The 14,178-nt window shown below is 70.2% G+C and carries 11 protein-coding genes and 1 pseudogene; all 12 read right to left on the bottom strand.

Going from position 1 to position 14,178, the window contains the following annotated elements:
- Nucleotides 1-88: 88 nt before the first annotated feature.
- The gene (locus tag D1369_RS31465; protein ID WP_037899529.1) at nucleotides 89-1,201 is read right to left on the bottom strand and encodes a chondroitinase-B domain-containing protein; all 1,113 of its coding nucleotides are present in this window, start codon (nucleotides 1,199-1,201) and stop codon (nucleotides 89-91) included.
- A 38-nt stretch (nucleotides 1,202-1,239) separates the two neighbouring features.
- Nucleotides 1,240-2,397, bottom strand: coding sequence for an alpha/beta fold hydrolase (locus tag D1369_RS31460; protein WP_007381163.1), 1,158 nt, complete (start codon nucleotides 2,395-2,397; stop codon nucleotides 1,240-1,242).
- Entirely contained in the window at nucleotides 2,384-3,412 is a 1,029-nt protein-coding gene (locus tag D1369_RS31455) for a pectinesterase family protein (RefSeq protein ID WP_007381164.1), read from the bottom strand. The genes D1369_RS31460 and D1369_RS31455 overlap by 14 nt, the downstream gene beginning before the upstream one ends.
- Nucleotide 3,413: 1 nt before the next feature.
- Entirely contained in the window at nucleotides 3,414-4,544 is a 1,131-nt protein-coding gene (locus D1369_RS31450) for a pectinesterase family protein (RefSeq protein ID WP_118082741.1), read from the bottom strand.
- Nucleotides 4,545-4,650: 106 nt separating this feature from the next.
- Nucleotides 4,651-5,970 carry a pectate lyase gene (locus D1369_RS31445; RefSeq protein ID WP_007381166.1) on the bottom strand — a complete coding sequence of 440 codons (1,320 nt, stop codon included), beginning with the start codon at nucleotides 5,968-5,970 and terminating at the stop codon, nucleotides 4,651-4,653.
- A gap of 31 nt (nucleotides 5,971-6,001) precedes the next feature.
- Entirely contained in the window at nucleotides 6,002-6,802 is an 801-nt protein-coding gene (locus D1369_RS31440; RefSeq protein WP_007381167.1) for a rhamnogalacturonan acetylesterase, read from the bottom strand.
- 91 nt (nucleotides 6,803-6,893) lie between these two features.
- Nucleotides 6,894-8,237, bottom strand: coding sequence for a sugar ABC transporter substrate-binding protein (locus D1369_RS31435; protein ID WP_118082740.1), 1,344 nt, complete (start codon nucleotides 8,235-8,237; stop codon nucleotides 6,894-6,896).
- A gap of 56 nt (nucleotides 8,238-8,293) precedes the next feature.
- Nucleotides 8,294-10,219, bottom strand: a complete 1,926-nt coding sequence (locus D1369_RS31430) for a pectinesterase family protein (protein WP_237557613.1) — start codon at nucleotides 10,217-10,219, stop codon at nucleotides 8,294-8,296.
- A gap of 87 nt (nucleotides 10,220-10,306) precedes the next feature.
- The gene (locus tag D1369_RS31425) at nucleotides 10,307-11,827 is read right to left on the bottom strand and encodes a glycoside hydrolase 43 family protein (RefSeq protein ID WP_007381170.1); all 1,521 of its coding nucleotides are present in this window, start codon (nucleotides 11,825-11,827) and stop codon (nucleotides 10,307-10,309) included.
- Nucleotides 11,824-12,669: a PmoA family protein gene (locus D1369_RS31420; protein WP_007381171.1), complete on the bottom strand. Its 846-nt coding sequence runs from the start codon at nucleotides 12,667-12,669 to the stop codon at nucleotides 11,824-11,826. The genes D1369_RS31425 and D1369_RS31420 overlap by 4 nt, the downstream gene beginning before the upstream one ends.
- The gene (locus D1369_RS31415) at nucleotides 12,666-13,856 is read right to left on the bottom strand and encodes a Gfo/Idh/MocA family oxidoreductase (protein ID WP_202476960.1); all 1,191 of its coding nucleotides are present in this window, start codon (nucleotides 13,854-13,856) and stop codon (nucleotides 12,666-12,668) included. The genes D1369_RS31420 and D1369_RS31415 overlap by 4 nt, the downstream gene beginning before the upstream one ends.
- Nucleotides 13,853-14,047, bottom strand: a pseudogene (locus D1369_RS31410) (pectate lyase); the annotation flags it as partial. The pseudogene D1369_RS31410 and the gene D1369_RS31415, both read right to left, overlap by 4 nt.
- Nucleotides 14,048-14,178: the final 131 nt, after the last annotated feature.

Here is a 14,178-nt window from a genome sequence, read left to right as displayed (position 1 = left end):
AGGTTCTACGCGCGTCACCATGTCGGGCGCGAGACCCGCCCGGTAAAAAACGGGTCAAGCGCCCTGAGGCGGGGTTTCGGAGGCCGCGTCAGTTCATGGTCGCGCCGATGGTGGTGCTGCCGGTCGTCAGGAACGTGGTGGCGGGCAGGGTGCCGCTGGAGCTGCGCGCGTTGTACGTCGTCGAGGCGTCGGTCGACTTGAAGGCGGGGGTGCTGATCCCGCTGTCCCAGTTGTTGCCGGACGAGGTCACCTTGGACCCCTTGCTGACCGAGCCGCTGCCGTTGCTCACCGCGAGGTTCTTGCCGAGCTTCGCGGAGCTGGTGGCGAAGTAGTAGCCCCACTTGCTGTTGGCGTAGGCGGTGGTGCGGTTGATGGAGATGGCGCCGGTGTTGGAGTTCTCGGTGAAGCCGTTGCCGGCGTTTCCCCAGGCGGCGGAGTTGTTGATGACGTGCGCGACGACCTCGCCGTCGCCGCCCAGCTTGTAGCCGTTGCCGTCGCCCGCGAAGGCGGAGTCGGACCAGCGGTTGACCCCGTTGCCCATGGACCAGGTGTGCTCGACGGTGACCGGCGAGGAGAAGGACCAGAAGTCGATCCCGTCGTCCGAGTTGTTGTAGAGGCGGGCGCCGGTGATGAGGTTGCCGGTGCCGGAGCCGAACTTCACGGCGATGCCGTCGGCGTTCTCGCCGTGGTTCGCGGCGTCGTAGTTGCCGTAGGAGTCGATGTTCTTGACGGTGTTGTTCACGGTTCCGTCGCCGGTGAGCGTGAAGCCGGAGTCGCCGCCGTTGATGGTCTTGATGTTGTTCCAGACCGTCCCGGTGCAGGACTGGCAGACGACCGCGCTGTCCGGGGAGTTCTGGAAGGTGATGTTGGAGACGTTCCAGTAGTCGGCGGTCAGCTTGAAGATCCAGTCGCCGTCGGGCAGCGACGAGCCGTCGATCTTGACGGTCTCCGAGCCGTACGCCGTGAGGGTGATGGGCGCGGAGGAACTGCCGTTGGCCGTGGACTGGAGGGTGGCCGTCGGGTAGTAGGTGCCGCCGCGGACCTGGATGACGGTGCCGGCGCCGGCGTTCTTGATGGCGTTGGACAGGTCGGTCGAGTTGCTGACGACCACGGTCGCGGCCTGCGCCTGGGTCGGGAGGACGGCGAGGCCGACGCCCAGGGACAGGGCCGACAGGACGGTGAGAGCGGTACGACGAGACATGGTGAGCGGGTCCCTTCGTGTGCGGGTGGGGGGATGGTTCACAGGACGGCGTCGAGCCAGCTGAAGACCTCGTCCTGCATGCGGTCGACGAAGACGTGGCCGAGGTCGGGCCAGGTCTTCAGGTGCAACCGCTCCTCGGCGTGGCGGGAGTGCCAGACGGCGCGCAGCTTGTCGTACGCCACGCGGACGCCGTCGGCGGGGAACAGCGGGTCGAGCCTGCCGTTGAAGAACAGCATCGGCCTGGGGGCGGCGATGCTCGCCACGTCGGGGAAGTCGAGGAACCGGGGAAGCCCGGGGTGGAGCATGTAGTAACTGGACTGCCCGCGCAGGGTGTTGTTGCCGGGCACCATCATTTCCTTGAGGCCGGTCATCCAGCAGACCGCGGCCGTGGCCCGGACGGCGTCGGTCAACGCGGCGGTCTGCCAGGCGCGGTAGGCGCCCATGGAGAAACCGACGGCCGCGACACGGCGGGCATCCACCCGGTCGAGACCGGCGAGGAAGTCGGCGGCACGGGCGTCCTCGCGGGCCATGAGCCCGGCGAGGGAGGAGCCGAGGTGGTAGAAGTTGCTTGCCAGGGCCTGCTGTTGGTCGTAGGTGACGGGTCCGCGGTCGCCCCAGCCGAGGGCGTCCGCGCACAGGACGACATAGCCGCGCCGGGCCAGCTCGTCGCCGACGAACCGGCCGCTGAAGTACGTGTCGGCCCAGGTCTGCGCGGAGGCGAGCCGGGTGTCGTCGTACCAGGGCCGGACCAGCTTCTCCTTGCCGATGTCGAACTTCGCCCCGTGGTCGTGGAGCAGCAGCACGGCGGGGAACGGCCCGGGACCGTGCGGGGTGAGCAGGGCGGCGCGGACGCGTTCGTGGTGGGTGAGGGAGAGGGTGACCACCTCCCGCGTGTAACCGTCGCCCTGGGTGCGGCGGGTGAACCGGGGTGCGTACGGCGTCCCGTCCTCGCGGTCGACGAGGAGGTGCTCCTCGACCTTGGCACGAGCGGTCCGCCGCCAGGCGCGGAAGTCGCGGACCGGCGAAGTCCCCCAGGCCAGCGGGAAGTTCAGCTCGGCCTTGAGTGCCGGGTGGAAGTCGGGCAGCGGGCCGTCCACGACCCCGGCCTCCGCGGGGCTCACCGCTCCCCCGGCGAGCACAGCCGCTCCGGCGCCCACCACGAAGGCCCGCCGCCCCAGCGGGTCACCGGCGCTCATAGGGCCTCCAGTCCCCGAGATACGTCCGCCGGGTGTGCGCGGCGGCCTCTTCGGCGGTCAGCTGGGGCCGGTTGTCGGGGACCGAGATCACCGCGCCGGGGCCGGAGTTGGCGTACTCCCGGAAGCGCATGGTCTGCCAGGGATAGGCCTCGCGCATGTTGGTGTAAGGCGCGACCGGGTCGATCCCCGGCCCGATCCAGGAGTTCCGCACCACCAGGGACGGCCAGGCGGTCGTCTCGTACGACGGCACCCAGGGGCGGGCCAGTTTGTACGCCCCGTCCTCGGCGCCGGAGGTGACGCGGGAGCGGACGGCGAGGATGCCGTACGGGTTGGCGCGGGCCGTGGAGGGGGCGAAGACCATGCCCTTGGGGGTGAAGTTCACGTCCCGCCGGAGGGTGTGGAAGTGGCACTCCTCGAACACGGCGGTGGCCCGGCCGAAGACGAAGTCCACGTCGCCCTCGATGTAGCAGCGGCGGAAGTACTGCCGGTCGAAGGAGGCGAGGGCGGTCGTCTCGACGAAGAGGGTGTCCTGGTGGGCCAGGAGGCGGACGTTCTCGAAGTGGGTCCGGTCGCCGTAGGTGCAGGCGGCGACCGCCTGGGTGCCGGTGATGTCGGGGTGGTCGGCGCGCAGCCAGTCGTTGGCGAGGGTGAGGTCGCGGACGGTGAGGCCGGGGGCCGCGGAGGTGAAGGTGGCGGAGCCGGCGGTGCCGTAGGTGCCCGAACCGTCCGGCTTCGGGGTGCCGTTCGCGTGGTCGTACACGATGACCGCGGCGCGCGGGTCCCGGCTCGCGCCGCGCACGGTCAGCTCCGGCTTGTCGGCGGGGACGCTGACGACCTCGCGGTAGGTGCCCGGGTGCACGACGATCGTCCAGCCGGGGCCGGTGACCGCGTCCACGGCCCCCTGGACGGAGTCGCCGGGCCGGACGTGGAGGACACGGCGGGTGCCGGCGTGGGCCGGGGCGGCCGCCGCGAGGGCGAGTCCCGTCCCGGCGGCCATGAAGGTCCGTCTGCGCATCTCAGCACGCCTCCTTCCACGGCTGCCAGTCGCCGAGGTAGGTCTCCCGGGTGGCGGAGTCGGCCTGTTCGCGGGTGAGTTGGGGCCGGTTCTCCGGGACGGTGATGCGGGCGCCGGGGCCGGTGTCGCGGTACTCGGCGAAGCGCTGGTTCTGCCAGGGGAAGGTGTCCGACATGTTGGTGTAGGGGGCGACGGCGTCGATTCCGGGGCCCAGCCAGGTGTCCCGGACCACGAGCGAGGGCCGGGCGGTGGTGTCGGAGCTCGGGACCCAGGGGCGGGCCAGCTTGTAGAAGGCGTCGGGGGCTTCGCTGCTGACGTGGCTCCTGGTCACGAGGTAGCCGCGCGGGTTGGCGCCCGCCGTGGAGGGCGCGAAGACGAAGCCGTACGGCGCCGCCGCCAGGTCGGTCCGGTTCAGGGTCCGGAAGTGGCAGTGCTCGTGGACGGCCGTGGCCCGCCCGAAGACGAAGTCGACGTCTCCCTCGGCGTAGCAGTGCGAGAAGTACTGGCGGGCGAAGGAGGTGAGGGCGATCGAGTCGGTGTAGAGGGTGTCCTGGTGGCCGAGGAAGCGGCAGTGGTGGAAGGCGGAGCGGTCGCCCTGGACCTTGAGGGCGACCGCCTGGGTGCCGGTGATGTCGGGGTGGTCGGCGCGCAGCCAGTCGTTGGCGAAGGTGATCCAGCGGGCGGTGAAGCCGTCGGCCTGGACCGTGGTGGTGGCGGATCCGGTGGTGCCGTACGTGCCACCGCCGGGCTTGGGGGTGCCGGCCGCGTTGTCGTGGACGATCACGACGTCCCGGGGGTCCTCGGAGGCGCCGATCCAGGTCGCCTCGGTGCGGGTGACGTCGACGGCGACGGTCTCCCGGTAGGTGCCGGGGGCGAGGACCAGGGTCCAGCCGCTGCCGGTGGCCGCGGCGACGGCGTCCTTCACGGTGGTGTGGTCGCCGCGGCCCCGGGAGTCGACGTAAAGGGTCTGCGGGGTGAGCCGGGCTGCCGGGGAGCCGAAGCGGCCGAAGGGGCGCCGGTGACCGGCGGCCCGAGCGGGGCTCGACGTGAGCGCGAGGGAGGCTGCCGCCCCGGTGCTCGCGAGCAGGAACCCCCTTCTGGACAAGGGGAGTCGGGTGTTGTGCGAGGACATGCGGGTGCTCCTTGGAAACGCGGCTCAGGGGTGGGGTTCCTCGCGTGGGGGGTGAGGTGGCCGGGGCGGCCGCTGGATTCCGCCCCGGCCGGTCAGGGGGGTGGTGTCAGCAGACGCGGCCCGCGCCCGCGCCGCGGTCGACGATCCCGGGCACCTTCTTGGCCGGGTCGACCTTCGTGCGCAGGGTCGGCGTCCAGCCCGCGCCGGACTCCAGGGTCTCGGCGGGGATCTCGGCGTTGTGGACGGCGATCAGGTCGGTGGGCTTGCCGTTGACGTAGTTGTCGTCGGCGGTGAGCGGGGAGACGTTCCACCGCTTGAGCACCTTGGCCGCGCTGACCCCCTGCGGCAGGGTGAACGCGTTGTGCTCGGCGACGAGGTGGGACTCCTTGCCGATGCCGAAGCTGTAGGCGTAGTCGTCGTTCGCCACGAAGTGGTTGTTGTAGGAGTCGACCTGTCCGAAGCGGACGCGGGGTGCGCGCTCGACGAGGTTCGAGAACAGGTTGTGGTGGAAGGTGACCTTGAGCTTGCCCCGGTCTCCGGCCGCCGTGGACTCGCTGTCGCTGTTGCCGATCAGGATCGTCTTGTCGTGCTGGGTGAAGACGTTCCAGGAGGCGGTGACGTAGTTCGCGCCGCGGACGATGTCCAGCTCGCCGTCGTGCTGCTGGTAGAGCATGCCGAAGTAGGTCGGCGCGGCACTGTCGGGGTGGCTGCCGTCGGTGAAGGTGTTGTGGTCCAGCCAGACATGGGTGGAGCCGTAGACGACGGCGGTGTCGTACTCGGAGTTCCAGTTGCCCTTGTCGCCGTCGGTCGGGTCCCACTGCGGGAAGCAGTCGATGGGGCTCTCGAAGGTGAGGTTGCGGACGATGACGTTGTCGACGGCCTTGATCTGCAGGCTCGCGCCCTTGAACCCGGCGTTCTTGCCGACGCCGACGATCGTGGTGTTGGCGGGCACGTTCGCCTTGATGGTCTGGTCCTGCTGGGCGGCGGAGGCGCGGCGCAGCCCCTCGGGGCTGTCGTCGGGCTCGGCGCTCAGGTCGGTGTCCAGGCCCCAGACCTCGGGCGAGTACTTCGCGAGGTAGGCGTCGAAGTCGTACCCGGGCGCGGCGAGGGAGTCGCAGCCCTCGGAGACGGCGTCGATGGTCCCCTTCACCTTGATGATCTTCGGGGCGCTGCCACCGGCGGCGAGGGCGGCCTTGAAGCCGGCCCAGTCGGTGACGGTGTAGACGTGGGCGGCGTCGGCGGCCGCCCCTCCGGTGGTGCCGGTGCCCTCGGAGCCCCAGCCGTCGCCGGCGGCGAGGGTCTCGCGGGCGGCGTCATGGCCCTTGGCCTGGGCGGTGGGGCCGGTGACCGCGAGGACGAGGGCGGCGCAGCCCGCCACCGCCATCAGCTTGGAAATGGCATGATCATGACATAGCTGTACGTTCATGGTGCGGCTCTCTTCCGGTGGACGGGGAGGGTCAGGCGGTGGCCGAGGACGGCCAGGTGATCCAGGACTCCGGGATCTCGGCGTCGAGCCGGCGCACGTCCCGGGGCGCCAGCACGCGGTGCCGCAGCAGTTCACCGGCGACCAGACGCGCCACCGCGATGGCACCGGGCGGATTGAAGTGCGTGTTGTCCTGCTCAGTCGCGGTCCAGTTGAAGTACTTCTTGGTCTCCTCGACGCCGAGCCGCTGCCACAGAGCGAGCGACAGGGCCTGGATGTCGAGCAGCGTCACGCCGGCCTCCTCGGCGAGCGCACGCATGGCCGCCGGGTATTCGCCATGGGTCGGCACGGCGTTGCCGCTCGCGTCGAACTTGCGCCGCTCGACGGGCGTGGCGAGCACCGGCCGGGCACCCTTCGCACGGGCGCCGTCGATGTACCGGCGCAGATAGTCCTGGTAGGTCGTCCAGGGCTCGGTGTAGCGGGTCGGATCGGCGGTCTTCTCGTCGTTGTGCGCGAACTGGACGAGCAGGAGGTCGCCGGGCCTGATCAGTCCGAGGATCGTGTCGAGTCGTCCCTCGTCGACGAAGGACTTCGAACTCCGCCCGTTCACCGCGTGATTGGCGACTGCCAGGTCCTGACACAGGAAGAAGGGAAGAGCCATCCCCCAGCCGGTCTCGGGAGCGGCGTCGGAGTATTTCTGGGCAGCGGTGGAGTCGCCCGCGATGTAGAGCGTGCGTGTTCTGCGCGGAGCGGCCTCAGCGGTACCGGTCGCCGCGAAAGCGACGGGCACGGCGCCGAGCGCCGCCACGGCGACTTGTCTACGAGTCAGTGACAACGTACGTGACCTTTCCTACCTAGGGGCGCGGGGAACTGCGCGACCAGCCACAACCGGCCGGCAGCTCCCCACAAGCGCAACCGCCCGAGCTCTAGCCGTTCTGTTCCTTCCACTCCGCCTGAGCCTTGTTCAGCTGCTCGGCCATGGTGTCCAGGAAGTCCTTGGCGCTCATGTCGCCCAGCAGCACCTTCTGGAAGTTGGGCTCGTTGTCCGCCTTGGAGATGGTGTTCCAGTCGGGCAGGTAGTACGGCAGCTGAACGATGCTCGTGGAACCGTCGGTCAGCGCCGCCGCCGCCAGCTTCGTAGGCTCCGCCTCGGCGATCCACGAGTCCTTCGCGGCGTCGTTGTTCGACGGCACCTGCCCGGCGGCCTTGTTGAACTTCGAGTTCTCCGCGTGCGAGGTCGCGAACTCGATGAACTTCCACGCGGCGTCCTTGTTCTTCGAGCTCTTGAACACCCCGAGCCCGTCGACGGGGTTGGACACCTGAACCCGCTTGCCGGAGGCGCCGATCGGCTGCGGAATGCCCCGGAACTTGCCGGCCCCGAGCGCCTTCACATGGTCCTGGTACGACCCCAGGTTGTGATTGAGCATCCCGATCGTGCCGGAGTCCCACTGGGCGACCATCTTGGTGAAGTCGTTGTTGAGGTCGGCCGCAGGGGTGTCCTTCTTGTACAGCGCCGCGTACTTCTCCAGCGCCGCCACGTTCTTCGGGTCGTTGAGGGTGGTCTTGTCGCCGTTCCAGAAGGAGGTGATCCCGCTCTGCCCGTACGCCGCGTCCAGGGCCTGGGCGATGGACCCGGCTCCACCACGGATGGTGTAACCGAACTCGTTCTTCTTGGAGTTGGTGAGCTTGCTCGCGGCCTCGTAGAACTTGTCCCAGGTCGTCGGCTCGTCGAGGCCGGCCTTCTTGAACAGGTCGGTCCGGTAGTAGAGCACACCGTTGTTGGCGGAGGTCGGGATCGAGTACAGGGTCCCGTCCCCGCCCCCCGCCGCCTTCAGCGAGTCGACCATGTTCTCGTTGAGCTTGCCGCTCAGCGAGGACTTGGCGAGCCGGTCGTCCAGCGGCTCCAGCGCCTTCTGCGCGGAGAACCCGGCGAGCATGGCCGCCCCGACACCGCCGACGTCCGGCAGGCCGCCGCCCTGGATGGCGGTGTCGACCTTGGACTGGTACTCGGTGGACGCGATGCCGACGTACTCGACCTTGATGTCGGGGTTCGCCTTCTGGAAGTCGGCGATGATCTCCTTCCAGATGTCGGTGCGCACACCGCCGTTGTTGTCCCAGAAGACGATCTTGCCCTTGCCGCTGCCCTCGTCGCCCTTGTCACCGCCGGCGCCGCTGCCGTCGTCACCGCAGGCGGTGGCGGTCAGCGCCAGGACGGACCCGAGGGCGACGGAGATGGCAGCGCGCCTGCTTCTGCGGATACTGATCTTCATTGATCGGCTCTCTTCTTCTTCTGATTCCAGCGGAGAAATGAAGTCGTGGGGGGAGGTCAGTGGGAGGCGTGGGGGGCCCAGCCGTCCGTGCCCCTGAGGTAGTTCGCGACGGTGTACGTCCTCGCGTCGGCGGCGTCGAGCTGCGGCCGGTCGGCGCTCGGGGTCGCGCCGGGCCCGGCGTTGCGGTACTCGGCGAACCGCGCGTCCTTCCAGGAGAACCCGCTCATGTCGGTCCACGGCGAGCTCTTCACGGCGGCCGGCAGCGCGGTGTCGCGGATCAACACCTGTGCCACGGCGGCGGGTTCACCGCCCGGGTGCCACGGCCGCCCCAGGTGGAAGGTCCGGTCCGGGGCGTCGCTGACGACCTTCGACCGGGTGATCAGGAACCCGTACGGGTTGCCCGTCCAGGTCGAAGCGGCCGTGATGTAGCCGTTGTTGGAGTCCGAGCCCCGGCTCAGCGCCCGGATCACGGACCGCTCGATCACGGTCGTCGCCCGGCCGTAGATGAAGTCGACATCGCCCTCGATGTACGAGTCGCGGATGTAGACCCGGCTGATGACGTCCAGCTTGGGGCTGTCGGTCATCAGGGTGTCCTGGTTGCCCAGGAAGGCGGTGTCCTCGAAGACGATCCGGTCGCCGGTCGTCTTCATCGCGAGGGCCTGCTCGCCCTTCAGCTCGACCGCTCCCTCGTCGAAGTCGTTGCTGAAGGTGAGGTGGCGGGCGGTGACGTCGTTCGCGGCGATCCGGACCGTCGCGCTGCCCGTAGAACCGCCGTACTCGGCGGGGGTGTCGTAGACGATGACGGTGTCGGACCGGTCCTGTCCAGTCCCCTGGAGCAGGATCTTCGGCTTGGTCGCCGGGATGTACACCTTGGCGCGGTAGGTGCCCGGCGCGACGGCGATCGTCACCGGCAGGGCGTTCTGGTCGGGCACGGCGTCCACGGCGGCCTGCACGGTCGGGTAGGCGCTGGGGACGTGCAGGGTCACCCCGATCCGCTGCTGCGGGCCGGAGAATTTCGACACCAGCGAGGGCACGGCGGCGGCCGGGTCCAGCCGGTAGGCGTAGAAGGACCGGGGATCGAATGCCGTACCCCACGCGTCCGTTCGCCCGGTCGTGTTCCTCAGGATCGAGCCGCGCTGCACCAACTCCGCGGTGGCGTCCGCCTGGTAGGGATGCTGCACCCCGTCGTAGTAGCTGCTCTCGATGACCATCTTCGTCCGGCCGCGCGACCAGTTCCCGTACGTCCACACCGGGTCCCCGTCGGCGACCTGCGCCGAGAGGTAGTTGTTGTAGAGGTGGGCGTAGGCGCAGTTGTCGGCGGACGGGTTGCGCTGCTTGGTCCCGGTGAACCAGTTGTGGTCGATGGTGATCTGGGTCAGGACGTTGGTCGTCCAGCCGATCCCGAACGCCTTGTTGTGGCTGCGGAACTGGTTGTACGAGACGGTGATGTACTGGCTGTCCTTGCGGATGTCGAGCAGCCCGTCGCCCATGTGCTCGAACCGGTTGTGGTCGATCCAGACGTGGTCGGCCGTGTCCATCTGGATCGCGTCGAAGTCGGTCGTCTTGCCGTCCCAGTCGCCCTCGACGTACGAGTCGCGAATGGTCAGGTTGCGGATGATCACGTTGTGCGTGCCGGGGTTGAGATGCAGCTCGCCATGGACGATCTCGCCGGTGGCGCCGACGCCGATGATCGTCTTGTTCGAGCCGACCACGATGTCCGAGCCGAAGGGTTCGATGGCGATCGCGCCCGAGACCCGTATCACGTACGGCTCCTCGGCCGCCGCGTAGGCGGCCAGCGAGGCCTGGTCGGTGACGGTGACGACCTTGCCGCCGGCCCCTCCGGTGGTGCCGCCGGCGAGGGAGGCGAAGCCGTGGGCCGCATCGCTCCAGCGCTCGGCCGGGGCCTTCTCGGCGGCGACGGCCTTGGCCTGCCCGATCACCCCGAGGCTCAGCGCGGCCACCAGGCCGAGGACAGCGGCCATGACCGTGCCGGGTGCCGGTCTCTGTAAGCGCTTGCTATCAAGGTGCTGCGTCATTGCGGCTCCCAACAGGCGTACGGGTTCGGTGCGTTACAGGTGGTCGATCCTGAAGTGCGAGAAGGTTGCCGCCCCGGCGTGTCCTCCTCCGACGGGCGCGAGCGCGAACAGTCCGAGCAGGGCTCCGACCCAGCGCCAGGGGGTGGCGGCGAAGACGGGTCCGGAGGGCTGCGGGCCGTCGCCGAGGTCGTGGAAGAAGCGGCAGCGCGCGCCCGCGCCGATCTCGATCCGCAGCCGTACCTTTTCGGCGGGAGCGGGTCGCGGTCGCTCGGCGTCCCGTTCCTGTTCGGCGACGCCCTCCGCGAACCGGTGTACGAGGTGCACCGTGCCGTCGGCCCCCCGCTGGAGCCCGATCCAGCTGAAGGCGTCCCCGAGCACCGCGAGACCGGCCCGCGCCCCCGGTTCCGCACTGTGCAGTCGCAGCTCCACCTCGACCGCCGAGGGCGTGCCGGGCAGCCGCTGGGTGAGGACGTTCGGCAGTTTGCGCAGGTCGTGCGCGTCGGCCGAGCGGACGCAGGTGAGCCGTAGTCCGTCCCCGGAGTGGTGGGTGGCCCAACCGGGCCGCGGATTGGCGGTCCACTGCCACTGGCGGCCGAAGCGTCCGCCGGGGAAGTCGTCGTCGGTGGCGGGCGCGGCCTCCGGCTGCGGCGGCAGATCAGGCTTCTCGTGCACGGCGACGGGGGCGCCCTCGTGGCCGAGCACCGGCCAGCCGTCCTCGCCCCAGCGCATCGGCTGGAGGTGGACGACCCTGCCGTAGGCGCCCTTCTGCTGGAAGTGCAGGAACCAGTCCTGGCCGGACGGGGTGCGCACCCAGCCGCCCTGGTGCGGGCCGTTGACGTCGGTGTCCTGCTGCTCCAGGACGACCCTCTCCTCGTAGGGGCCGAAGAACCCGCGCGAGCGGAAGGCGCCCTGCCAGCCGGTCTCCACTCCCCCGGCGGGAGCGAAGATCCAGAACCAGCCGTCGTGCTGGTACAGCTTGGGGCCTTCGAGAGTGAACCAGCCCGGTATCCGGTCGCCGTCGACGATCACCTTGCCCTCGTCGAGGAGTTCGCGGCCGTCGAGGTCCATCCGGTGCCCGGTGAGGCGGTTCTTGACGCCCGAGCGGGACTTGGCCCAGGCGTGCACCAGGTAGGCCTCGCCGCTCTCCTCGTCCCACAGGGGGCACGGGTCGATCAGACCCTTGCCGGACTTGAGAAGGTGCGGGCTGCTCCAAGGGCCCCTGATCCCAGGGGCGTTGATCTGGAAGATGCCCTGGTCCGGGTCGCCCCAGAAGATCCAGAACCGTTCGTCGTGGTACCGGAGAGACGGTGCCCAGACCCCGCAGTCGTGCCGGGGCCTGGTGAACTCCCCCGCCGGTTGCAGGCGTTCGAGGGCGTGGCCGATCAAAGTCCAGTTGACGAGGTCGCGGGAGTGCAGCAGCGGCAGGCCGGGGACGCGGCCGAAGCTGGAGGCGGTGAGGTAGAAGTCGTCACCGACGCGGACGACATCGGGGTCGGACCAGTCGGCGTTCAGGACGGGGTTCGTGTACGTCGTCGACGGGCTCGGGTGTGTCACTGGCTGACCGCCTTCCGTACCAGGGCCGCCACTTCGAGCCGGGACAGGCGCCCGTCGGCGACGACGGTGACGATCCGCCGTACGACCGTCTCGCCGGCCGGGACCGGCAGCCTCGCGTCGTGGGCGAGCGAGGAGCCCACTCCCGGGTACTCGTCGGCGCGCACGAACCACGGGTCACGGCGGGTCCGGTCGGTGGCGCCGGCGAAGACGAGGGTCCAGCCGGCCCCGGAGAGGGCGACCCAGTCGGCCCGGGTGCCGTGGATCGCGGCCTCGCCCTCGCGGTCGACGGTGAAGACGTCCGGCGCGTCCTGTTCCTTGCGGGCCCGCCAGAAGAAGCCGCCGTAGGCCGCGCCCGGGCGGCCGTTGGTGGCCGGGCTGCCGATCGACAGGGCTTCCCGGGTGACGTTGGTGAGGGAGAAGGTGAAGTCCAACGCCCAGGCGGAGCCGGTCAGTTCGGTGGCCGCGACCGTGCGGCGTTCGCGCAGCAGCTCCGCCCCCGAGGCGACCCAGCGCAGCTCCTCCACGAAGCCGTCCGGGTCCCGGAGCTGGAAGGAGTGGTGGCGCTGGGCACCGTGGTTGTCGAGCTCGGTCGGGCCCTGGTCGCGCACGTAGGTGCGCCCGCCCCAGAAGTTGTACCCCTCGACGTCGGGAACGGCTACACCGACGCCGAGGTGGTGGATGTGGTCGGCGGGGCCGAGTTCGGTGACAGCCGTGCCGGCCAGGGTGGTGACGGGGTGCAGATAGGGGCGCGGGGAGAGCCGGGCGGGCAGCTCGGGCCGGGTGACGTAGCGGCTGACCGGGCGGCCCGCGACACGCAGGACCGGCGAATCGGGGGTCGTCATGTGCTCACCTCGTTCGCGACGTGTGGCCGGGCCCAGTCGGCGCCCAGCTCGGAGTAGAGGGCGAGGTTGTCGGCGGCGGCCGCGACGAGTCCGTCGATGCCGGGGACGACCCGGCGCTCCTCGTCGGGCAGCAGGCGCCAGGCCGTGGCCGGGAGCGGAGCCGGGTCCGGGGCCAGCCGGATCGCCTCGACGACCTTCATGAAGGCGCCGGTCACCTCGGGGACGACCAGGAGCTCGTCGCCGTCGGTGACGTGGTCGACCAGGTTCTCCAGCAGGTCGGTGCGGCCGTACTCGTACTCCTCGGGACCGTGGCCGGCCTGCTGGAGCAGCACGCGGTCCTGCTTGTACCAGTAGGTGATCCGGCCGTGGCTGCCGTGCACGACGACGTACGGCTCGTCGGGGTCCTCGGCGCACAGGGTCGCGGCGACGACTACCGGGATGCCGTTCGCGGTGGTGAGGCGGACGCAGGAGGTGTCGTCGGACTCGATGTCGTTGGCGCGTTGCAGCTCGGTCTCGATGCGGGTGACGTGCTCGGCGCGGGTGGTGCCGTTCAGCGCGAGCGCGGTGGCGACGGCGTGCGCGAGGGGGTTGGTCAGCACGCCGTCGATCACGTCGACGCCGTTCATCCGCCGCTTGCCCGCCCAGGGCGCCCGCCGGTAGTACGCCTCCGCGCGCGCCCAGGCACCGGCCCCGCCGATCCCGGTCACCTCGCCGATCGCCCCCTCCTCGACCAGCTCACGGATCGCGGGCACGGCGTGCGAGCCCAGCGACTGGAAGCCGATCTGGCAGGCGACCCCGGTCGCGGCGACCCCGTCGGCCATCCGGCGGAACTCGGCGTACGACGGCGCCGGGGGCTTCTCCAGCAGGATGTGCACGCCCCGCCGTGCCGCTTGGAGCGCAAGGTCCGTGTGCGTCGGGATCGGGGTGCAGATCACCGCGATCCGGGCGCCCGTGGAGTCGAGGAGCGCGCCGAAGTCGGCGGACTGCTCGGGTGTGCCCAGGCCTTCGGGGATCTCGTCGCCGGTCAACGGGGTCAGCTCGCAGATCCCCGCCAGTCGTACGATTCCCTTGTCCTGCAGTCGGCGGATGTTCTCCAGGTGCCAGTGGCCGTGCCCGCGCGCGCCCGCCAGGACGATGTCCACGGTGCCCGGGGTGTTGTCGGTGTTCATGGTGTCCACGGTGTTCATGGCATCCTCCCTGCGCCCGCGCCGCGCGCCACCTCTCGGTCGGACGCCTCGGCGCTGTCGATCTTTGTGTGCAGGGTAGGCGTCCGGCCGACGTCCGCCGTGAGGTGACGGGAGGTGTGGAGGGCGCTGTCCTCGGCGTGGATCGCGGACTCGGTGGAGACGCCGAGGGAGTAGCGGTGGTCGTCGCCTTCGGCGGGATACCGCGCCCGGTCGATGACCGCCGCACCCGGCGTCTCGGACACCCTGGCGTCGCTCCTCGTCAGGAGGGCACGGCCCACGGCTCGCCCCTCGCACCGGACGACGACACCCACCAGGCCCAGCA

Source organism: Streptomyces sp. CC0208, assembly GCF_003443735.1.
GTDB lineage: Bacteria > Actinomycetota > Actinomycetes > Streptomycetales > Streptomycetaceae > Streptomyces > Streptomyces sviceus.
The sequence above is the reverse complement of the archived record's forward strand: the minus strand, read 5'-3'. Positions and strand labels throughout refer to the sequence as shown.

Excerpts from the sequence above, each read along its gene's own strand:
- D1369_RS31450 (WP_118082741.1), bottom strand. The coding sequence starts at position 4,544 with ATGTCCTCGCACAACACCCGACTCCCCTTGTCCAGAAGGGGGTTCCTG.
- D1369_RS31420 (WP_007381171.1), bottom strand. The coding sequence starts at position 12,669 with ATGACGACCCCCGATTCGCCGGTCCTGCGTGTCGCGGGCCGCCCGGTC.
- D1369_RS31465 (WP_037899529.1), bottom strand. The coding sequence starts at position 1,201 with ATGTCTCGTCGTACCGCTCTCACCGTCCTGTCGGCCCTGTCCCTGGGC.
- D1369_RS31460 (WP_007381163.1), bottom strand. The coding sequence starts at position 2,397 with ATGAGCGCCGGTGACCCGCTGGGGCGGCGGGCCTTCGTGGTGGGCGCC.
- D1369_RS31430 (WP_237557613.1), bottom strand. The coding sequence starts at position 10,219 with ATGGCCGCTGTCCTCGGCCTGGTGGCCGCGCTGAGCCTCGGGGTGATC.
- D1369_RS31455 (WP_007381164.1), bottom strand. The coding sequence starts at position 3,412 with ATGCGCAGACGGACCTTCATGGCCGCCGGGACGGGACTCGCCCTCGCG.
- D1369_RS31435 (WP_118082740.1), bottom strand. The coding sequence starts at position 8,237 with ATGAAGATCAGTATCCGCAGAAGCAGGCGCGCTGCCATCTCCGTCGCC.
- D1369_RS31445 (WP_007381166.1), bottom strand. The coding sequence starts at position 5,970 with ATGAACGTACAGCTATGTCATGATCATGCCATTTCCAAGCTGATGGCG.
- D1369_RS31415 (WP_202476960.1), bottom strand. The coding sequence starts at position 13,856 with ATGAACACCGTGGACACCATGAACACCGACAACACCCCGGGCACCGTG.